This is a genomic window from Proteus sp. G2609 (assembly GCF_963896135.1).
Classification (GTDB): Bacteria; Pseudomonadota; Gammaproteobacteria; order Enterobacterales; family Enterobacteriaceae; genus Proteus; species Proteus mirabilis.
Genome location: NZ_CAWQNB010000008.1, coordinates 82654 through 105204 on the forward strand (window position 1 = coordinate 82654; position 22551 = coordinate 105204).

Genomic DNA, 22551 nt, shown 5'->3' on the forward strand with positions numbered 1-22551 from the left:
CATGTTAACTGACGGTTTATTTGTTTTATTACATAAGACATTATTGATACGCAGTTCAAGCTAACCGACGTTTTTTAATGTTTACTCGATATCAAATGACACTTGTTAAATAACAATAATAAAAAACACACAGATGTAATCATTGATAAAAATAATGAGTTAATGATTCTGTATATTACACATTATAAATTGGACGCTATTGGGCTATTTTAGTTATTTAGTTTATTTTTTCTTATCAATCGATATGTATTAAATTATATATCAATATTAATCAATTGATTAACTTTAAATAATACATAGAGTTAAGAAAACAGCGACAATTGATAACCTTCGTAATAAATCATGTTTCTTTGATGTAAAGCAACTACCACTTTTTATAAGTAAGTAATATCCACATTAATAGTTGGGTTTTATTATCTTACGTTAGCGTGCTTATTTATTAACAAAAATGATAACAATAATTTCTATATAAGCTCTTTATTTTTCTTCTTAAAAATATAATTAAGTGAGTAATGTATGAAAAACATCAAAGAGATGACGTTACTTTCCACCCCCCTATCTCGCCGACGCTTTGTCAAAGTGGGAGCCGCTGGTGGATTAGTTGCAACGGCGGGTGGATTATCTCTCCCCTTTAGCCAAGCCATGGCTTCGGAGCAAACAGCGCCGACATCTACCAATAAAGAAAAAGTCGTCTGGAGTGCATGTACCGTCAATTGCGGTAGTCGTTGTCCATTGCGTATGCATGTCGTTGATGGCGAAATTAAGTACGTTGAAACAGACAATACCGGCAATGACGTTTACGACGAGTTCCATCAAGTACGAGCTTGCTTACGTGGTCGCTCTATGCGTCGGCGTGTTTATAATCCAGATCGCTTACGTTATCCCATGAAACGCGTAGGTAAACGTGGTGAAGGTAAATTTGAACGTATCTCTTGGGATGAAGCCTTTGATACTATTTCCGACACCATGAAACGCCTGATAAAAGATTATGGCAATGAATCTATTTATCTAAATTACGGTACAGGCACCCTCGGTGGCACCATGACAAAATCTTGGCCACCAGGAGCAACCCTTATTGCCCGTTTAATGAATTGCTGTGGTGGTTATCTCAACCATTATGGCGATTATAGTACTGCGCAGATCGCTGCAGGCTTAAATTACACCTACGGGGGATGGGCTGATGGCAATAGTCCTTCAGACATCGAAAATACTAAATTGGTTGTTATGTTTGGTAATAATCCCGGCGAAACACGTATGAGTGGCGGTGGTGTAACTTATTATGTTGAGCAAGCTCGTGAAAAATCAGATGCTCGCATGATAATTATTGATCCTCGCTATACTGATACTGGTGCAGGTCGTGAGGATGAGTGGATCCCCATTCGTCCAGGTACTGATGCAGCTTTAGTTAATGCGTTAGCTTATGTCATGATCAAAGAAGATTTAGTCGATAAACCCTTCTTAGATAAATACTGCGTTGGTTACGACGAAACTACGATGCCAGAAGGGGCACCTAAAAACGCCCACTATAAAGCCTATATTTTAGGTGATGGCGCAGATGGTCAACCCAAAACCCCAGAATGGGCAGCACAAATTACCGGTATTCCCGCGGCACGTATTGTCAAATTAGCCCGTGAAATCGCTGGTGCTAAGCCGGCTTATATTACTCAAGGTTGGGGCCCTCAACGCCGTTCAAATGGCGAATTAGCCTCTCGCGCTATTGCAATGCTCGCTATCTTAACTGGTAATGTGGGAATAAATGGGGGCAATACCGGTGCCCGTGAAGGCTCTTACAGCATTCCTTTTGTCCGTATGCCAACCTTAACTAATCCTGTCACGACCAGTATTTCTATGTTTATGTGGACAGATGCCATTTTACGTGGCCCTGAAATGACCGCTACACGTGATGGCGTGCGAGGTAAAGATAAACTGGATGTACCTATTAAAATGGTATGGAACTATGCGGGGAACTGCTTAGTTAACCAACATTCAGAAATAAACCGTACTCATGAAATCCTACAAGATGATAAAAAATGCGAAATGATTGTGGTTATCGATAATCATATGACCGCATCGGCAAAATATGCAGATATCTTACTGCCGGATTGTACGGCATCAGAGCAAATGGATTTCTGTATGGATGCTTCTGCGGGGAATATGGCTTACGTGATTTTCGCTGACCAAGCGATTAAGCCACGTTTTGAAAGTCGCAATATCTATGAGATGACCAGCGAAATTGCTAAACGTATGGGGGTGGGTGAGAAATTTACCGAAAATCGTACCCAAGAAGAGTGGCTACGCCATCTTTATGAGCAATCTCGTCAAAATTTACCAGAACTGCCTACCTTTGAAGAATTTCGGGCACAAGGTATCTTTAAAAAACGTGATCCACAAGGCCATCATGTGGCTTACCGTGAATTCCGCGCTGATCCACTCAACAATCCACTGACAACGCCGTCAGGAAAAATTGAAATTTATTCTTCGCAATTAGCTGAAATTAAAGCGACATGGGAATTAGCGGCAGACGATGTGATTGATCCACTGCCAATCTACTCCGCAGGTTTTGAAAGCTATGGCGACCCTGCTATGGATAAATACCCATTACAAATGACGGGTTTTCACTATAAAGCTCGTACCCACTCAACTTATGGCAACGTGGATGTATTAAAAGCGGCTTGTCCACAAGAAATTTGGATAAACCCTGTTGATGCTACAAAACGTGGTATCAAACACGGCGATTTAGTTCGTATTTATAACGATCGCGGTGAAGTACGTATCAACGCTAAAGTCACACCACGTATTTTGCCGGGCGTTGTCGGATTAAGTGAAGGGGCTTGGTATAACCCAGACAGTAACCGTATTGATCATGCAGGTTGCATTAACGTGTTAACGACCCAACGCCCTTCACCACTTGCTAAGGGTAATCCTTCTCACAGTAATCTTGTTGAAGTCGTCAAGGCGTAAGGAGTCTGGTTATGTCAACGCAATATGGTTTTTATATCGATTCAAGTCGTTGCACCGGCTGCAAAACCTGCGAACTCGCGTGCAAGGATTTTAAAAATTTATCCCCTGAGGTCAATTTCCGCCGTATTTATGAATATGCCGGTGGTGATTGGACCGAGCAAGATGGTGTGTATACGCAAAACGTTTTTGCTTACTACTTATCTATTTCATGTAACCACTGTGACGATCCGGCTTGCGTAAAAGTCTGTCCAAGTGGCGCCATGCACAAACGCGAAGATGGTTTTGTGGTGGTAAATGAAGAAGTGTGTATAGGCTGTCGTTATTGCCATATGGCATGTCCTTATGGTGCACCGCAGTTTGATGAAGTCAAAGGCCACATGACCAAATGTGATGGTTGTTATGAGCGTGTTGCTGAAGGCAAAAAGCCAATTTGTGTCGGATCTTGCCCATTGCGTGCATTAGATATGGCACCGATTGAAGAGTTACGCGCTAAATATGGTGATCTTGCTGAAATAGCCCCTCTTCCATCTGCGAAATACACTAAACCGAATATTGTACTTAAATTAAATGCCAATAGCCGACCTGTAGGTGACACCACCGGGCATCTGGCTAACCCAGAGGAGGTGTAAGATGGGCATGGGATTACATGAATGGCCACTGATGTTCTTTACCGTTATTGGTCAAAGTGTGGCTGGCGCCTTTATTATTATGGGTTGCGCCATTCTTTCAGGCAAACTGCCTGAAGCGTTAAATCGCAAAGTGCATTACAGCATGTTTGGTTTGTGGTTATTAATGGGGATTGGTTTTTTACTCTCCATGATCCACATGGGAACCCCAATGCGTGCCTTTAACTCTTTTATCCGTTTTGGTCATTCATCATTAAGTAATGAAATTGCCAGTGGTGCCACATTCTTTGCTTTAGGTGGCTTATATTGGTTAATTAGTGTGTTAAATAAAATGCCTGCTGCATTAGGTAAATTGTGGCTAGTGGTTGTCATGATACTTGCAGTGCTATTTATCACGGCTATTTCGCGAGTTTATCAAATTGATACTGTACCTACTTGGTATAATGGCTATACCACAGTTAACTTCGTACTAACCGCATTTATTGGCGGCCCTATTTTAGCGGCACTGTTAATGCGTATTGCCGGTTTTAACTTAAATTGTATTAGTGCATTACCGCTATTAAGTGTTATCGCCATTATTATCAGTGCTATTGTGGCTACCTCTCAAGGCTTTGAATTGGGTTCAATTCAAACCTCCGTACAAAAAGCGGTTGATTTAGTTCCTGATTACGGTTTTTTAATGGGCATTAAATTGATTGCCCTAACATTAGGGTTAGCTTGTTGGATAGCACCGTTATTACGCAAAAATAATCCTTCTGTTTCTTTAATGGTGTTAGGTTTTATTTTGGTGTTTGTTGGTGAATTTATTGGTCGTGGCGTATTCTATGGCTTACATATGACAGTAGGAATGGCTGTTGTAGGTTAATCAACCTATTTATCCTTAAAAACCGCCGTAATGGCGGTTTTCTTTTACTGTGTTACCCTTTTTTAATCTTAGTCATTATGTTTATATAGGGAATAACCTATTATAGATAATATACATTTCAGCGGATAATAAAAATATTATGGAACAACAAGTTATTACAGATATTTCTCTCTCTGCCCGTATTATTGGGGCTGCTTTCTATTACCCACCAACTGAAAAAAGTGACATTGTTGAGTTACTCTCAAGCGGCAAATGGTTAACTGAATGGCCTTATGGCTCTGAAGAAGAAAAACAACGCATTGCCTCATTATTGGCGCAAACTACCTATCAAGATGAAACATTAGCACAAGCCTATCAACGTTTATTTATTGGGCCTTATGCGCTACCTGCACCACCTTGGGGATCGGTGTATCTTGATCATGAGAATGTCTTATTTGGTGATTCAACCTTAGATTTACGTGAATGGATGCTGGAGAATGGTATTGATATTGCCTTGACTCAAAATGAACCTGAAGATCACTTTGGTTTAATGGTGATGATGGTGGCATGGGTTGCAGAAACACGCCCTGAAAAATTAACTGAACTACTTGCTGAACATTTATTACCTTGGGCTTATCGCTATCTAGAGAAATTGTCATTACAAGGAGCATTCCCTTATTATGAAGGTCTTGCCATGTTAGCAACGTTAACGCTTAAAAGCTGGCAATCCCTACTCTCGATTACTCCTGTTGAAAAACAGCTATTTTGCTAATCGACTGATTTGATCAAAAGAAGAACAGCCCTAATTGGGCTGTTATTTTTAGTTAAGATTGTTGAGACCAAAGCTGATAAAGTGCCGGTTGTTTTTCGTCTTCAGGTTTTATTTGCACAAATTGCAACCCTTCTTGTTGCTCCGGAGCGACTCTTAATGCCTTAGCAATATTGGCTGTCGATAATCCATAAGGCTGGGCATCATCATTAGAGTAAGCATAAAATATTTGTGAGATCCCCGCCATACGCATAGCCGCCAAACACATTGGACAAGGTTGACCACTAGCATAAACCACACAATCATCCAATTTTGCTCGTCCTAACACTTTTCCAGCTTCTCGTAATGCTAATAATTCTGCATGTGCAGTTGGATCATTTGTCGCTGTAATTTGATTAACAGCATGAGCAATCACTTGGCCATTTTTCACGATCACCGCGCCAAAGGGACGCCCACCAACTTTCACATTCTCTGTGGCAAGCGAAATGGCTTGCTGTATAAATTGCTTATCTGACATTATTTTGCCCCTGCTTGTTGAAGAATATTGATGATATTGGTATAGCCTTTATCTTTCGCTAAGGTTAATGGTGTACGTCCAGATCCATCAGCTAAATTAACATCCGCCCCACCATCGATCAGCAACGTCACGATATCTGCATATTTTTGACTTCCATCACCTAAAATAATGGCTTCAATTAACGCAGTCCAACCAAGGCGATTAACATGATTGACATCCACACCGGCATCAATCAAGGTTTTTACTGTGGCAACATGGCCGCGCTCCGCCGCAGGAATCAATGCCGTACCACCATAACGGTTGATGCTATTCAGATCTGCGCCATGGGCTAAGGTTAAGGCTAAAATTTCCTGCAATCCTCTCGCTCCAGCATAAAGATAAGGTGAATCATAGATAGCATCGCGGGCATTGACGTTAGCCCCTTGTTCAATCAGGTATTTTGCCACCTCAATTTGATTCGCATGAGTAGCCGCCATTAGCGGTGTACGCAATTTGATATCTCGTTGTTCAATATTCTCTCCTTGCGCTATCTGGCGCTTTAATTCTGGCAAGTTTCCCTCTTGTGCCAGTGTTACTAGATCTGCTTTATCAGAATTTGCCATTGCTTTTACCATAAAGATAGATGAAACCATTAATAGGCCTAAGAAGTAGAAAAACCACTTGGTCTTTAAATAGATAGTATTCATTCAATCTCTCCTCGTGAAGGGGTATTTTCAGCCTGCTTAATCAGCAGATTATTCGACCATTTATTACATCTAACAAAGGGATGGCATTATTTCAACCTATTGAGCAATAAAATATTCCACCATTAAGCCTTGATTTAGGTTTGGTCAGCATTTTTATACTTTTTTTACATCCGCCATAGCGCTTTTATCAACATCTTTACACCTCTTTCAGTAGCTTTACTCAATCTAAATCGCAAAAGGATAGTTCAAATGTTGATATTCGGTGCTGTGGCATTAGTGATTGTGCTCACTGCTTATCTTATTTATGTGTTGTTTCATGCAGAGGCATTTTAAAAATGGCAACAACAACGTTGATCTATATTGCCGTTTTTCTCACCGTCTTACTGATTATGGGAAAAGTGATTGGCAATTATCTTGCTCGTCTCATAGAAGGTGATTTACCTCATTGGGTAACAAAAACAGAACAGGTTATTTGGCGTAGCTGTGGTTTTAAACCTGCCGGCAAAGCGATTCAGTCTATGAGTTGGTATCACTATATGTTCGCCCTGTTAATTTTTAACTCAATGGGAGCACTTTTATTATTGGTAATTTTACTTAATCAAGGTTATTTACCTTTAAATCCACAGTTTGCACCTAATATGAGTTGGGATTTAGCATTAAATACCACCATTAGTTTTATTACTAATACCAATTGGCAGGCCTATAGCGGTGAAACAGCCGTTAGCTATTTAAGCCAAATGATGGGGCTTACAGTACAAAATTTCTTATCAGCAACAACGGGGATCGCTGTTGCCTTTGTATTGATCAGAGCATTAACACAATCTTCTTGCCATTCCATTGGTAATGCTTGGGTAGATATTGGTCGTATTACCCTATATCTGTTACTACCTTTAGCCATTATTTGGTCACTGTTATTTGTTAGCCAAGGCGTGATCCAAAATTTCCATCCCGCGCTATTAAGCCAAGGACTTGAAAATCAGCAATGGTTACCAATGGGCCCCGTTGCTTCTCAAGAGGCGATTAAACTGTTAGGAACCAATGGAGGAGGCTATTTTGCAGCAAACTCTGCTCATCCTTATGAAAACCCAACCTCTTTCAGTAACTTTTTGCAAATACTTGCCATATTCCTGTTACCTACCGCGCTATGCTTCGCCTTTGGCCGACTGAGTGGCACACAACGGCAAGGCTATACCTTACTTTGGGTAATGACATTGATTTTTATTGTTGCGGTTAGCGTAATTGTTTGGGCTGAATGGCGAGGTAACCCACAATTTACTTTAATGGGTGCGGATAGTTCATTAAATATGGAAGGTAAAGAGAGTCGCTTTGGTTTAATAGGCAGTGCGTTATTTGTTGCCGTCACTACAGCCGCTTCTTGTGGTGCAGTAAATGCCATGCATGATTCATTAACTGCATTAGGAGGTATGGTTCCTATGTGGTTAATGCAAACTGGAGAAGTCATCTTCGGCGGTGTTGGTTCTGGTTTTTATGGCATGATCTTGTATGTTTTGTTAGCTGTTTTTATCGCTGGATTAATGGTGGGTCGAGCACCTGAATATCTCGGCAAAAAAATTGGTGTAGCAGAAATGAAATGGGTTGCTGTCGCTATTTTAATATCACCAGCAATCACCTTATTAGGTACAACACTTGCCCTCTTTAGCGAAGTAGGTCGCGAAGCGATTTTAAATCCTGGTCCTCATGGTTTTAGTGAAGTTTTATACGCTTTTACTTCAGCTGCCAATAACAATGGCAGTGCTTTCGCCGGACTGAATGCTAATTCTGTTTTTTATAATCTGTTATTAGGTATCACTATGCTTGTCGGACGTTTTGGTGTCATGTTGCCTGTCTTAGCTATCGCCGGTAGTTTGGCAATAAAAAAACGCCAAGCTGAAAGTTTAGCCACATTGTCCACTACTTCACCGCTATTTATTTTTCTATTGTTCCTCACAGTAATAATGATTGGTGCACTCACCTTTGTTCCGGCATTAGCACTAGGCCCTATTGCTGAGCATTTACAGTTGTTATGGGCTAAATAAGGACACTCATCATGAAAAAAACACCTCTTTTTAATAGAAAAACAATGATGTCAGCTTTCTTGGATGCTATCAAAAAATGCACCCCTCAAGCGCAATGGCATAATCCGGTGATGTTTATTGTTTATGTTGGTGCACTACTCACTACGGGTATTTGGTTTGCCGTTTTACTGGGGTATCTACCACCAGATAATCATTTTACTTTTCAAGTCATGCTTTGGTTATGGATAACCCTACTATTTGCCAATTTTGCTGAATCTTTAGCAGAAAGTCGTAGTAAAGCACAGGCGGCAAGCTTACGAGGTGCGAAACAACAATCTAAAGCGGTGCGCTTACAGCATGCTGATCTTCATGCTCCCCAAGAAATCATTGATTCACTTTTATTACATAAAGGCGATATTGTTTTGGTCAATGCTGGCGAGGTAATTCCTTGTGATGGTGAAGTGATTGAAGGCGGCGCTTCTGTTGATGAAAGTGCGATCACCGGCGAATCAGCTCCCGTTATTCGTGAGTCAGGTGGCGATTTTTCTTCTGTTACTGGAGGGACTCGTGTGTTATCTGACTGGTTGATTATTCGTTGTAGTGCTGAAGCGGGTAACTCTTTCCTCGATCGTATGATTGGTATGGTGGAAGGGGCTAAACGCAGAAAAACGCCGAATGAAATTGCATTAACTATTTTATTAACGGCCCTAACGCTGATCTTTTTATTCGCTTGTACCACACTCTATCCTTTTAGTGTGTTTGCCGTGCAATTCCAAGAGCATGGTGAGGTTATTTCTGTTGTAACGTTAATCGCATTATTAGTTTGTCTGATCCCTACAACCATCGGCGGACTACTCTCTTCTATTGGCGTGGCAGGTATGAGCCGGATGTTAGACGCTAATGTGATTGCGACTAGTGGGCGTGCAGTAGAAGCCGCAGGAGACGTTGATGTTTTATTACTCGATAAAACAGGGACAATTACTTTAGGTAATCGCCAAGCTTCTCGTTTTATTCCTCTATCAGGAATAACTGAAAAACAATTGGCAGATGCGGCGCAATTAAGCTCTTTAGCAGATGAAACACCTGAGGGTCGTAGCATCGTTATATTAGCCAAACAGCGCTTTAATTTACGTGAACGAGATTTAACTTCGATGGGAGCCTCTTTTGTTCCATTCTCAGCGATGACCAGAATGAGTGGCGTAAATATTGGCGAGCGTATTATACGTAAAGGCTCGGTTGATGCTATTCGTCGCCATATCGAAGTTAGTCATAGCCATTTTCCCGATGAAGTCAACACCATAGTCGAGCAAGTCGCAAGAGCTGGTGCTACGCCATTAGTCGTCGTTGAAAATCAAAATATCCTTGGTGTAGTTGAACTTAAAGATATCGTCAAAGGGGGTATCAAAGAGCGCTTTGCTCAACTTCGCCAAATGGGCATTAAAACCGTGATGATCACCGGTGATAACCATCTTACTGCGGCGGCCATTGCTGCCGAGTCCGGTGTAGATGATTTTCTTGCGCAAGCCACTCCAGAGGCTAAACTGGCGTTGATCCGTCAATATCAATCAGAAGGTCGACTTGTCGCTATGACCGGAGATGGTACTAATGATGCGCCGGCTTTAGCGCAAGCCGATGTTGCTGTGGCCATGAATTCAGGAACGCAAGCCGCTAAAGAAGCAGGCAATATGGTTGATTTGGACTCAAATCCCACCAAATTAATTGAAGTCGTTCATATTGGTAAACAAATGCTTATGACCCGTGGCGCCCTAACCACCTTTAGTATTGCCAATGATATCGCAAAATATTTTGCCATTATTCCCGCAGCTTTTGCGGTGACATATCCACAATTGAATATGCTCAATATTATGGGATTACACTCCCCAGCATCCGCGATGTTATCAGCCGTTATTTTTAATGCTTTGATCATCGTCTTTTTGATCCCTTTAGCGTTGAAAGGTGTGCATTATCGTCCTGTTTCTGCTCATTCATTATTACGCCGTAATCTCTCTTTATACGGAATAAGTGGGTTAATTGTTCCTTTTTTAGGAATTAAACTCATCGATATGATTTTAGCTATTATTGGGCTTTAAGGAGAATACTATGCATCTTTTTCGTTCATCTTTAGTGATGTTAGTATTACTGACACTTATCACTGGATTAGCCTATCCTTTATTTATAACCGGATTAGCTCAATTGTTTTTTCCTTGGCAAGCAAATGGTTCACTGGTTTATCAGGACGATAAACTGATTGGCTCTGAATTGATTGGACAGTCATTTAATCGAGCCGATTACTTTCAAGGTCGCCCCTCAATGACAAGTGAAATGCCTTACAATAGTATGGCTTCCGGCGCTAGCCAACTTGCTACATCAAATCCACTCTTAAGCGAGAAAGTGGCTGCAGGTGTTCGTTTATGGCAAAAAAGGGTTGATAATCATCAAGTCGTTCCTGTTGATTTAGTGACCGCTTCCGCCAGTGGGCTTGATCCTCATATTTCATTGGCTGCCGCTTATTACCAAGCACCGCATATTGCGTTATTACGTCAATTCACAATAAATGAAATAAAACAATTAATTACAGAAAATACGACATCGCCATTAATACCATTTTTAGGTGAACCTGTGGTGAATGTCTTTAAACTCAATCAGGCACTTGATAGATTGAGTGCAGAAAAAAACAATAAAGTGAGCGGGTAATAAAATGGAACAAGCTCCGCAGTGGCAACGCCCTTCTCCTGATGATTTGCTGGCATTAACGCGAGCACCCCATCGAGGACGATTAAAGATCTTTTTTGGTGCCTGTGCCGGCGTAGGTAAAACCTACGCCATGTTACAAGAAGCTCAACGTTTACATCAGCAAGGTATTGATGTCTTAGCTGGGGTTGTAGAAACCCATCAGCGCCAAGAAACGGCACAACAACTTGAGGGATTACCGTTATTACCGCCATTAAAATTACATTATCGTGGTAGAAAGCTCTCTGCCTTTAATTTAGATGGGGCCTTAGCAAGACATCCTGCGGTGATCTTAATGGATGAATTGGCTTTTAGTAATCCACATAAATGTCGCCATCCAAAACGTTGGCAAGATGTTGAAGAGTTACTTGATGCGGGCATCGATGTTTTAACCACCATTAATGTACAACATATTGAAAGTCTTAATGATATTGTTGGTAGTATTACAGGTATTCGCGTTCAAGAGACTATTCCTGATTATATCTTTGATAATGCTGATGAAGTGGTTATGGTCGACTTACCACCAGACGACCTACAACAGCGCTTAAATGAAGGCAAAGTTTATCTGGCAGGACAAGCAGAGCGTGCAATAGAGCATTTTTTTCGTAAAGGTAATTTGATTGCATTACGAGAGCTTGCCCTAAGACGGATGGCAGATCGCGTTGATTCCCAAGTAAAAGAATTCCGTGATAGCCAAGGTGGTACGCCTGTTTGGCATACTACTGATAGTTTAATGGTTTGTCTTGGTGCTCATGGAAGAAATGATAAATTAGTGCGTACTGCCGCTCGTTATGCTGCTGCTTTTGGTTGCCAATGGCATGCTATTTATGTTGAAACACCAAAGCTACATCAGATAGGTGAGCATAAACGCCGTGCTATTTTACATTCCCTCAAGTTAGCACAACACCTAGGGGCAAGAACGGCGATCCTTTCTGATAATCAAGCGGAAAAAGCGGTGATCCGCTATGCCAGAGAGCATAATTTAGGCAAGGTGATTATCGGTCAACGCCCCTATCAAAAGTGGCAATGGTTAAAACGTTGGGTCCGTATGCGTTTCGCAGAAAGGTTAGCGCGTTATGCACCTGACTTGCATGTTATCAGTGTCGCTTTAAATGAAGAAGAACCGCGTTATAAAACAAAAACATTTGTGCCACAAAATGATAAATGGCGTCAAAATCTTAAAGGCTATCTAACAGCTATTGGTTTATGTCTAGCTATTACGCTTTTTTCACGTACTTTTTTGTTAGCGTTAGATAAGGCGAATTTAGTTACTCTTTATTTATTAGGCGTTGTTCTTATCGCGCTATTTTTTGGTCGTCGCCCTTCTATTTTTGCCGCTTTAATCAATGTGATAAGTTTTGATTTGTTCTTTGTACAACCGCATTTTTCACTGGCTGTATTAGATATGCAGTATTTAGTGACTTTTTCCGTAATGCTCATTGTTGGGTTAGTGGTGGGTAATTTAACTGCGGGAATGCGTTATCAAACCCGGGTTGCTCGTTATAGAGAACAACGCACTCGTCATTTATTTGAAATGACCCGAGAGCTGAGTCGGGCACTGACTTTAGAAGAAGTGGTACGTACTAGTTATCATTTTTTATCAAGTGCTTTTGATGCCAAAGTTTGTTTATTAATGCCTAATCATCATGGTGAATTAACGCCATACAATGCTGAAGGTATGGGACAACTTCCCATTGATAGTGGTATTGCCCGTTGGTGTTGGGATAAAGATCAAATCGCAGGTGCAGGAACGGATACCCTACCTAGTGTCCCTTATCAGTTGCACCCTATTAGCGCATCTCAACAAGTATTAGCGATTTTAGCGATTGAGCCAAATAATCTACGCCAAGTACTTATTCCTGAACAACAGCAACTCCTACAGACATTTAATGGCCTAATTGCCAATGCTCTTGAACGGTTACAACAGGCGGAAATGGCCGAACAATCTCGTATTAATATAGAACGAGAACAATTAAGAAATGCGCTCTTAGCCGCCCTTTCTCATGATCTAAAAACACCACTTACCGTCCTGTTTGGCCAGTCTGAAATTCTTCTTCTAGACTTAAGTGCTGAGGGCTCTGCTCATACTGAACAAGTTAGTCAGATCCGCCAACAAATTTTGACGACCTCCCGCTTAGTCAACAATTTACTGGATATGGCACGTATTCAATCAGGTGGGATCCAAGTCAACTTGCAGTGGAATTTACTGCAAGAAATTGCTGGAAGTGCAATACGTTCACTCTCTTATTTACTTGATAAACACCCATTACAAATTGATATTCCAGCTGATTTATTACTCTATTGCGATAGTCTGTTAATTGAGCGCGTGTTAACTAATTTATTAGAAAATGCAGTCAAATATACCGCATCACAAACTAAATTAGGCATAAAAGCTACGGTTGAAGAGGATCAAATTCATGTTGAAGTTTGGGATGAAGGCGCAGGTATTCCCACTGAACAATTGCAGCTTATTTTTAATAAATTTTCACGTGCAGTAAAAGAGTCCGCCATTCCGGGGGTTGGGCTGGGTCTTGCTATTTGCAGTGCTATTATCCACTTACATGAAGGTAAAATTTGGGCTGAAAATAATAAAAAAGGTGGAGCCAGTTTTCACTTTGTTTTACCTTTAAAATCACTACCTAATATTGATGAGATTGAAATAAAACAGTGACGCCATATAACATATTGATTGTTGAAGATGAAAAAGAGATCTTACGATTCGTTCGCCTTGCATTAGAGAACGAAGGTTTTCGTGTTTATGACGCCTCAGAATGTCAACGAGGATTAATAGAGGCAGCATCAAGAAAACCTGATTTAGTCATTCTTGATCTGGGATTACCTGATAAAGATGGGCTCTGCTTTATTCAAGATTTCCGCCAATGGAGTAGCACGCCGATTATTGTGTTATCCGCCAGAGATTCTGAACAAGATAAAGTTGATGCTTTAGACGCTGGAGCTGATGATTATTTAACTAAACCCTTCGGTATGAGTGAATTACTAGCTCGGGTTCGTGCTTCATTACGTCGCTTTGTCAAACAAGAAACAGAAACGACTCAATTTACATTTGGTGATATCACTATTGATTGGGTTAAAAGAATAGTCACTCGCCAAGGCGTACCCATTCACTTTACTCCGACCGAGTTTCGTCTACTCAGTGAACTTGTCAACAATAGTGGAAAAGTATTAACTCAACGTCATTTAATGCAGCATGTTTGGGGGCCTAACTTTGTAGAGCATAGCCATTATTTGCGAATTTATATGGGGCATCTACGTCAGAAAATAGAAACCGATCCCACCTGTCCAGTGCACTTAATTACTGAAACGGGGATCGGTTATCGTTTTATGCCTTAAGTCTCTTTTTTCGGTTTATCAGAACGACTAAGCCATTGCAGATATCGTTTTTCTAAAACGTAACAGTGCCAATGCAAAAAAGACTGAGCCAATAATAATTAAAACGATAAATTGAGGCCAAACAATCGAGAAATCTGCGCCTCTATACAATATCGCTTGTGCAAGGCTGACAAAATGTGTGGTTGGCATAGTTTGCATCACATCTTGTACAAACTGAGGCATACTCTCTCTTGAGGTCATCCCTCCAGACAACATATTTAATGGCAACAATACCATAATCATCAATAAACCAAATTGTGGCATTGAGCGCGCCATTGTGCCTAAGAAAATACCAATGGATGTCGTTGCAAATAAACTTAACGCGACCCCACACATAAATAACAAAACAGAGCCTTCGATCGGCACATGTAGCAGTGATTTAACCACTAGTACTAAAGACATGGCCGACGCTAACAATACAACCAATCCCATTGACCATATTTTAGAAAGCATGATCTCAAATGGTGTGACAGGCATAACTAATAAATGCTCAATAGTGCCATGCTCTCGCTCTCGTATTAGTGCCGCCCCGGTTAATACAATAGATAGCATGGTAATGTTATTGATTATCGCCATAACAGAGCCAAACCAAGATTGTGTTAAGTTTGGGTTAAAGCTCATTCTAACTTCTAAATCCACAGGCAGTGGATCGTTAGTGCGCTCTTTAGCAAGAAAAGTTTTCGCTTCTCCCATAACGATATTTTGAATATAGCTATTTCCTAAGAAAGCTTGACTCATCCGTGTTGCATCAATATTGACTTGAATTTCTGGCTTACGTCCTGCGAGTAGATCGCGTTGAAAATTAGGCGGAATATCTAACGCAAAAGTATAAGTTCCTCTATCTAATAAACCATCAATCTGCTCGGGTGTAATATCTGCAGGTGGTAAAAAGTAAGGCATATAAAAGCTATTGACAATACGGGCCGAAAGTTGAGATTTATCCTGATCAGCCACCGCTATCGGCGCATGGTGTAATGAGCCCGGTGTTACAGTAGCCGATGAGTATATTGATACGGTAAAGGCAAACACAATTAATGCCAGCATCGCCTTATCACGGGATAAACTTCGTAACTCTTTTATTCCTAAATTAAAAATATTTTGTACGGTATGCCACATTTAAGCCTCCTGCTTTTTCAAGAAAAAGACACTCAGCCCAATCACAATGGGGATCGTGATAAGTAACGGAATAAAAGACCAAGGCAAATCAAATAAGTTAAGTCCTTTTGAAAACGTTCCTCGAGTGATAGTAAGAAAGTGAGAAGTCGGATAAATATGCCCTATCCATTTACCAATACCTTCTAAGGATGATACTGGGTCAATCATGCCGGAGAATTGTGTAGCAGGAATTAAGGTAATAATTGAAGTACCAAAAATAGCCGCAATCTGACTTTTCATAAAACAAGAAATCAGTAATCCCATTCCCGTAGCAATAGTGATATAAAGCAACGCCCCTAATGAGAGTGTCAACATGCTTCCTTTAAAACTGACACCAAAAATAAATACCGAAAGCGCACAGAGCATAAAAAAGTTAAACATTCCCAATAAAATATAGGGGATCTGTTTGCCTAATAAAAACTCGGCTTTAGTGACTGGAGTAACGTATAAATTAATAATAGAGCCTAGCTCTTTTTCACGTACCACACTCAAGGCGCTTAACATCGCGGGGATCATCATCAACAACAACGGAATAACCGCAGGTACTATGGCGGGTAAACTTTTTACATCAGGGTTATAACGATAACGGGTTTCGATATCAATGGGGGAAAATTGATCAACCATATTGGTAGGTTGACGCATGGCCATATCTAACATCCAAGTTAGATGCATTGCCTGAATATACCCACGGACAGTTTCTGCACGATTTGGCATCGCGCCATCAATCCAAACCCCTATTTTTACTTTATGTCCTTTAGCAACATCTCGAGCAAAATTAGGCGGAATTTCAATCGCAACAGTAATATCACCACTGCGGAGACGACGCTCAAGTTGGTTATAATCGGTAATCGGCGCTTTTTCAATAAAATAGCGAGAGCCTGATAGGTTTTGACTATAAGCCTGACTTAGCCCTGTTTGATCTCTATCCATAATGGCAAAGCGTAGGTTTTCAACATCCATACTGATGCCGTAACCCATAATAAACATCAATATTACCGTGCCTAGTAATGCTAAGGTAAGGCGTACTGGGTCACGGCGTAATTCCATCCCTTCACGAATACTATAACTAAATAAACGGCGTAAACTAAATCGTTGTTTTAACGCTTTTTCCGCACTTTCTTCACTAGAGGCAGGCAATTGTAGCTGTTTATCTTCAATATCGGGCGTTTCTGTTTCACCGGATGCTTTTTTCAAATAATCAATAAATACTTCTTCTAGTGTATCAAATTGACTATTTTTCACTAAATTAGCCGGAGTATCTGTCACTAGCACTTTTCCGGCATGCATCAGAGACATTCTGTCACAGCGCGCCGCTTCATTCATAAAGTGGGTAGAGATAAAAATAGTGACACCGTCACGTCTTGAGAGATCAACCATCAGATTCCAGAACATATCTCGAGCGATAGGGTCAACCCCAGAGGTGGGTTCATCAAGGATCAGCATTTCTGGTTTGTGGATCACTGCCACCGCTAACGATAAGCGTTGTCGAATACCTAAAGGTAAACCATCAGGCATCATATCTTCCACATCGGTCAAATTAAAACGCTCACTCATTTCTTTGATACGTTGAGGAATATCCTGTTCTGGGATATGAAAGAGTTTGGCATGTAGCTCTAAATTTTGTCGAACCGTTAATTCGCTATACAGTGAGAATGCTTGCGACATATAACCAACACGTTTACGGGTTTCGATATCTTTTGGATCAACCTCTTGCCCAAATAACCAAGCGTGCCCTTCACTTGCCTCAAGTAAACCTGTAAGCATTTTCATGGTGGTGGATTTACCACAACCATTCGAGCCTAGAAAACCAAAAATTTCGCCTTTAGGAATACGAAAACTGACATGATCAACAGCAACAAACTGACCAAAGCGCATTGTTAACTCTTTGGCCTCAATGGCGATAATATCGTCATCACTTTTATCCCGTGGAGGAATAATCACTTTTTGATGGTTTTTACGTTTTTCTTCCGGTAAAAGCTCAATAAAAGCAGCTTCTAATTCATCTGTCGCCGTTTGCGCCTTTAATTCTTCCGCATGACCAGTGGCTAAAACCTTACCTGCATCCATTGCAACCAGCCAATCAAAGCGTTCAGCCTCTTCCATATAAGCCGTTGCAACCAATACGCTCATATTGGTTTGACGTTTACGAATACGATTAATTAACTCCCAAAATTGCGCCCGTGATAATGGGTCAACCCCTGTGGTGGGTTCATCGAGGATCAGTAATTGTGGATCATGAATTAATGCACAGCAAAGCCCCAGTTTTTGCTTCATACCACCAGATAGTTTACCTGCAGGTCTATCCTTAAAAGGCGCTAGCCCCGTACTTTCAAGTAAATCATTGATGCGCTCTTCTCGCTCTTGTTTTGATTGACCAAATAAGCGACCAAAGAAATCGACGTTTTCAAAAACAGAAAGAGTGTGATAAAGATTTTTACCTAACCCTTGCGGCATATAGGCAATTTTGGGGCAAACAGCTCGCCGGTGATTAACATCATTCATATCACCATTAAGTACTATCACTTGCCCTTGCTGAATTTCTCTGGCTCCTGAAATAAGAGAAATTAAACTCGATTTTCCGACACCATCCGGGCCTATTAAGCCGACCATTTTTCCGGCAGGAATAGTCAATGTCACATCATCAAGTGCTTTGGTATCACCATAATGTTGGGATACATGAGTCAATTCAATGATATGAGAATGACTTTGCGTTCTCATTAGTTGACTCATTGTGGTAATTTCACCTCTAAATCAGTCGGCCAAGGTTGGCTATTATCTAAGCGAATATAGGCACGTCCCGGTAAACCTGTTTTGACATATTCAAGGTGTTTCTCTAGTAATTCAGGGGAGATCCTCGCTCTTACACGAAACATTAGCTTCAAACGTTCATTGTCAGTTTCAACCGTTTTAGGGGTAAACTGTGCAACACTGGCAACATAAGTCGTTTTCGCAGGGATCACAATATGTGGGGCTGCGTCCAAAATAATATGGACATCACTGCCTAAGGCTGCTTTGCCAGCGGCTTCAGTTGGCAAAAAGAATGTCATATACACATCACTAAGGTCGACCATATTTAACACTCGACCGCCAGCGCCTAGCACTTCACCGGGTTCCGCAACACGATATTGTACACGGCCATTACGAGGAGCTTTTAAGATACTATCATCCAACTCAGCCATAATACGTCGTTCGGTAGCTGTTGCTGCATCAACTTTAGTTTTTGCTTGAATAATTCCAGACTTTGCCGAATCAATTGCCGCAATAGTTGCAGTCACTTGTGCTTTTGCAGCTTCAACAGCAGCACGAGCCCCTTCGGTTCTTGCTATATCATCATCCAGTTGTTGAATAGAAATTGCTTTTGTTTTAACTAATGCCCGGGAGCGATTAAGGCGTTTTACTGATGCGTCAAGCTCTGCAATACGCTGACGAACAACCGCCTGCGCTGCAACTTGCTCACTTTGACGTTGAGAAAGTGCCGACTCTGCGGTCATAACGCTACTTTTGGCTTGCTCTAGTTGGGCTTGAACTTCATGAAGTTGCTCTTTTAAGGTACGAGTATCCATTGTTGCCAACACTTCACCCGCTTTAACAAAATCCCCCTCTTTGACCAAAATAGTGTCAATTCTTCCTGGTGTTTTGGTTGAAATATCAATTTCAGTAGCTTCAATTCTCCCATTACTTTGAGCAAACCCATCAGGGAGTGCTGGTGCTTGTGTTTTCCACCAAAAAATACCTGCTGCAATAATTGCAACAATAATAATGCCGTAAACAAAAAAACGATTCGTTTTTTGATTTTTCATATAAATTATTTAACCTTCCTTTTGCCATAAATAACCCAATTTTTTGTGATTTACTGTGTGTAAGAAAATAGTTAAATAACAATTTTTAATTTTATTTCATCTACTTTAAAAATAGTCCATTTATATATATAAAGCGAATTAAAATAAAATAAAAAAAGAGAAAAACAAAAGTTAACCATATGAATTATAAAATATAATAAGAATATGATAGTGTGTTGTGTCAATTTAATGTAGTACTTTTATCACATAATACACTATCAAAATTTGATTATTCGAGATAACACACAAAATGTATAAAATTTAGCATCCATTAGCTTCATTAAAATCAAAATATAATAATAACACTTGGTTACGATAATTGATCGAAGTCACATATTTAATGTTGATGGAGTTAGCTATTTTTTGATTTTACTATAAATTTAACAGCGTTAAAAATAAATAATAACCAACATACTTTTATTTTAATATTTTATTTGCAAGATTTAATTTTAAATTAATTGCATAAAACCCCTTAAATATAACAGTTTGATTATTATAGCATTAATTTAAATTAAAATTATTTGTTATTTTTGCCTGTCATCAGACCACTTATTAGGTAAAGTTTTTATATAGTGATTATTGCAGTTAATAATTATATATCAAATAACAATATACAATTAAAGTAATAACATCCCTGCAAATACACAACTCAATCCGATTAAGAGAAGGTTTATATGAAAAACATTAACTATAAGCTCGCTACACTTACCCTTTGTACTCTTTTTGCCTCTTCTGCGTTAGCTAATAATACACAAGCCCCTATCCGCCTCGTTATTCATGGTGGTGCAGGTACAATAACTAAAGATACCATCACCCCAGAGCAAGAAAAAGAATATAAAGCCAAACTGACCGAAGCATTAAATGCTGGATATGCTGTTTTAAATAGCGGAGGCACCAGTATTGAAGCTGTACAAAAATCGATTAATGTTATGGAAGACTCTCCTCTTTTTAATGCAGGTAAAGGTGCTGTTTTTACTCACGATGGTAGAAACGAACTTGATGCTTCTATTATGGATGGTAAAACGCGCAAAGCGGGTGCTGTTGCTGGTGTTACCACAGTAAAAAATCCGATTAATGCCGCTATTGCGGTAATGGAAAAAAGTCCACATGTTATGATGGTTTCTCAAGGGGCTGATCTTTTTGCCAAAGAGCAAGGGTTAACCATCGTTGATCCGAGTTATTTCCGTACTGAATATCGTTGGCAACAACTACAAAAAGCATTAGAAAAAGAACAAGTTGTATTAGATCATGATGGTAAAACGGCGGCTCTTTTTGCTGATCCGATGATGTATGATTATAAATATGGCACTGTTGGTGCTGTTGCATTAGACCAACATGGTAATTTAGCGGCGGGAACATCAACAGGGGGAATGACCAATAAACGTTATGGTCGTGTGGGCGATTCCCCTATTATCGGTGCAGGTAATTATGCGGATAATGAAACGGTTGCGGTATCGGCAACAGGATCAGGTGAAATGTTTATTAGAACGCTGACCGCATTTAATATTGCAGCCCAAGTTAAATATCAAAAACTACCTCTAGAGCAAGCGGCACAAAATGCACTTGATGAAGTAAAAGCGATAAATGGAAGTGGTGGTGTTATCGTATTAGACAAATCTGGAAACTACACGATGAGCTTTAACTCTGAAGGAATGTATCGAGGCACCATTGGTAATGATGGCAAACCACTAGTCGCCATTTATAAAGATTAACCTTCATTATTTTAAAACTATGCCTTTGGTTTTTAGCGACTGTTATTAAAAATACAGATAAACCAAGGGCATAATATTAAGCCATTTCCACGATCATCCCCCTATTTTGATCTCTTTATTCCTTTCATGGGTAAACCCCACTGTTCACTTTGCACTCCAAAACAGTTCATAAAACAAACGTTATACGCTAAAAACAAACACGATCGCCTCTACTTATTAAAATGATCCTTTGAAAAAGTAGCTTTTTTCTTTTTTAGATCTGTTAGAATATTCAGCATAGTTATATTGATTTAATAAGGAAATTGCTGTGGATTTTCACCACGACGATCAAGAAATAACACCAGAAACATCACTTGTATTGGCGGAAAAACAACCATTATTAGATCTCAATGCAACTTTCACCTCTCCGACACAAACTAACCCTGCACTGGCTTATTTACGCAGTTTAGGCTCTAAACGTAGTCGCCAAACGATGGGATCGTTTTTAACTATCGTGGCAAAAATGATTGGTTTCTCTTCAATAAAGCATTGCCAATGGGGAGCACTTCGCCGCCACCATATTCAAGCGATTATCGACATGTTATCTGATGCGGATAAAGCACCCGCCACAATTAACACTTATTTAGCTGCACTAAAAGGTGTCGCTTTAGAAGCATGGGCGATGAAGTTGATGGATACAGAAAGCTATCAACATATTCGCCAAGTAAAATCGGTAAGAGGAAGTCGATTACCTAAAGGTCGAGCGCTTACTGGACATGAAATTCGCGCACTTTTTCGCTGTTGTGAAAAAGACCACTCCTCAAAAGGTTTAAGAGATGCGGCCATATTAAGTGTACTACTTGGCTGTGGATTACGCCGTTCAGAAATTGTTGCGCTTAATTACGAGCATATTCAATTTCGTGATCAAGCCTTTATTGTCAGAGGAAAAGGTAATAAAGAAAGAATATCCTATATGCCAGAAGATACTTGGGAACGTGTTCAATTATGGATCGATGAAATAAGGGGAGCACAAGATGGTGCCCTTTTCACACGTATTCGCCGCTTTGATGATGTAACGGATGAACGAATAACAGACCAAGCCATTTATTATATTTTAGAGACACGCCAACAAGAAAGTGGCATTGATAAATTTGCTCCTCACGATCTGCGACGCACTTTTGCCTCTGCAATGTTAGATAATGGCGAAGATATTGTAACCGTAAAAGATGCCATGGGTCATGCCAGTATTATGACTACACAGCGCTATGATAGACGTGGTGATGATCGTCTTAGAAAAGCGGCTCGACATTTACGTTTTTAGCTTTTTA

General features: G+C 40.2%; 16 protein-coding genes. 11 read left to right on the plus strand and 5 right to left on the minus strand.

The features are described 5' to 3' along the window. The first annotated feature begins 516 nt into the window (after window positions 1-516). The 4 genes from dmsA to dmsD all read left to right on the plus strand — a co-directional run bounded on the left by dmsA (window position 517) and on the right by dmsD (window position 5203). On the plus strand, window positions 517-2961 hold the full coding sequence (dmsA, locus tag AACV01_RS02830) for a dimethylsulfoxide reductase subunit A (RefSeq protein ID WP_017628118.1): 2445 nt from the start codon (window positions 517-519) through the stop codon (window positions 2959-2961). 11 nt (window positions 2962-2972) lie between these two features. Beyond that, complete coding sequence (locus tag AACV01_RS02835; protein WP_004242892.1) at window positions 2973-3590, plus strand: DMSO/selenate family reductase complex B subunit; 618 nt, start codon at window positions 2973-2975, stop codon at window positions 3588-3590. Between the two features lies 1 nt (window position 3591). Next, window positions 3592-4452 carry a DmsC/YnfH family molybdoenzyme membrane anchor subunit gene (locus AACV01_RS02840; protein ID WP_004242891.1) on the plus strand — a complete coding sequence of 287 codons (861 nt, stop codon included), beginning with the start codon at window positions 3592-3594 and terminating at the stop codon, window positions 4450-4452. A gap of 139 nt (window positions 4453-4591) precedes the next feature. Further along, on the plus strand, window positions 4592-5203 hold the full coding sequence (gene dmsD / locus AACV01_RS02845; protein ID WP_004242890.1) for a Tat proofreading chaperone DmsD: 612 nt from the start codon (window positions 4592-4594) through the stop codon (window positions 5201-5203). Between the two features lie 52 nt (window positions 5204-5255). On the opposite strand, the gene AACV01_RS02850 is transcribed toward dmsD, so the two are convergent. Both AACV01_RS02850 and AACV01_RS02855 read right to left on the minus strand, forming a co-directional pair. Next, window positions 5256-5717 carry a nucleoside deaminase gene (locus tag AACV01_RS02850; RefSeq protein ID WP_004242888.1) on the minus strand — a complete coding sequence of 154 codons (462 nt, stop codon included), beginning with the start codon at window positions 5715-5717 and terminating at the stop codon, window positions 5256-5258. Continuing rightward, the gene (locus AACV01_RS02855) at window positions 5717-6403 is read right to left on the minus strand and encodes an ankyrin repeat domain-containing protein (RefSeq protein WP_060961380.1); all 687 of its coding nucleotides are present in this window, start codon (window positions 6401-6403) and stop codon (window positions 5717-5719) included. Before AACV01_RS02855 ends, AACV01_RS02850 begins: the two co-directional genes overlap by 1 nt. A gap of 335 nt (window positions 6404-6738) precedes the next feature. Between AACV01_RS02855 and kdpA the strand changes: the two genes are divergently transcribed. From kdpA to kdpE, 5 genes are read left to right on the plus strand one after another with little or no spacing between them, the layout of a single operon-like run. Next, window positions 6739-8439 carry a potassium-transporting ATPase subunit KdpA gene (gene kdpA, locus AACV01_RS02860; protein WP_004248043.1) on the plus strand — a complete coding sequence of 567 codons (1701 nt, stop codon included), beginning with the start codon at window positions 6739-6741 and terminating at the stop codon, window positions 8437-8439. Between the two features lie 11 nt (window positions 8440-8450). Beyond that, on the plus strand, window positions 8451-10508 hold the full coding sequence (kdpB, locus tag AACV01_RS02865; protein WP_004242885.1) for a potassium-transporting ATPase subunit KdpB: 2058 nt from the start codon (window positions 8451-8453) through the stop codon (window positions 10506-10508). Between the two features lie 10 nt (window positions 10509-10518). After that, on the plus strand, window positions 10519-11112 hold the full coding sequence (gene kdpC / locus AACV01_RS02870) for a potassium-transporting ATPase subunit KdpC (protein ID WP_004248042.1): 594 nt from the start codon (window positions 10519-10521) through the stop codon (window positions 11110-11112). Window positions 11113-11116: 4 nt separating this feature from the next. Next, a complete protein-coding gene (gene kdpD / locus AACV01_RS02875) occupies window positions 11117-13819 on the plus strand; it encodes a two-component system sensor histidine kinase KdpD (RefSeq protein WP_060554652.1) in 2703 nt (900 codons plus the stop codon). Then, a complete protein-coding gene (gene kdpE, locus AACV01_RS02880; RefSeq protein ID WP_004242882.1) occupies window positions 13816-14499 on the plus strand; it encodes a two-component system response regulator KdpE in 684 nt (227 codons plus the stop codon). Before kdpD ends, kdpE begins: the two co-directional genes overlap by 4 nt. Before the next feature lie 27 nt (window positions 14500-14526). Here the strand turns inward: kdpE and AACV01_RS02885 are convergent, their stop codons facing one another. From AACV01_RS02885 to AACV01_RS02895, 3 genes are read right to left on the minus strand one after another with little or no spacing between them, the layout of a single operon-like run. Beyond that, the gene (locus AACV01_RS02885) at window positions 14527-15654 is read right to left on the minus strand and encodes an ABC transporter permease (RefSeq protein ID WP_004242881.1); all 1128 of its coding nucleotides are present in this window, start codon (window positions 15652-15654) and stop codon (window positions 14527-14529) included. After that, window positions 15655-18423 carry a ribosome-associated ATPase/putative transporter RbbA gene (gene rbbA / locus AACV01_RS02890; RefSeq protein WP_161682384.1) on the minus strand — a complete coding sequence of 923 codons (2769 nt, stop codon included), beginning with the start codon at window positions 18421-18423 and terminating at the stop codon, window positions 15655-15657. Further along, a complete protein-coding gene (locus tag AACV01_RS02895; protein ID WP_004242877.1) occupies window positions 18420-19493 on the minus strand; it encodes an HlyD family secretion protein in 1074 nt (357 codons plus the stop codon). Before AACV01_RS02895 ends, rbbA begins: the two co-directional genes overlap by 4 nt. Window positions 19494-20206: 713 nt before the next feature. On the opposite strand from AACV01_RS02895, the gene AACV01_RS02900 reads away from it, so the two are divergent. Together AACV01_RS02900 and AACV01_RS02905 are read left to right on the plus strand one after the other, a co-directional pair. After that, window positions 20207-21244, plus strand: coding sequence for an isoaspartyl peptidase/L-asparaginase family protein (locus AACV01_RS02900; RefSeq protein ID WP_004242876.1), 1038 nt, complete (start codon window positions 20207-20209; stop codon window positions 21242-21244). A gap of 307 nt (window positions 21245-21551) precedes the next feature. Further along, window positions 21552-22544, plus strand: a complete 993-nt coding sequence (locus AACV01_RS02905) for a tyrosine-type recombinase/integrase (protein ID WP_012367910.1) — start codon at window positions 21552-21554, stop codon at window positions 22542-22544. Window positions 22545-22551: the final 7 nt, after the last annotated feature.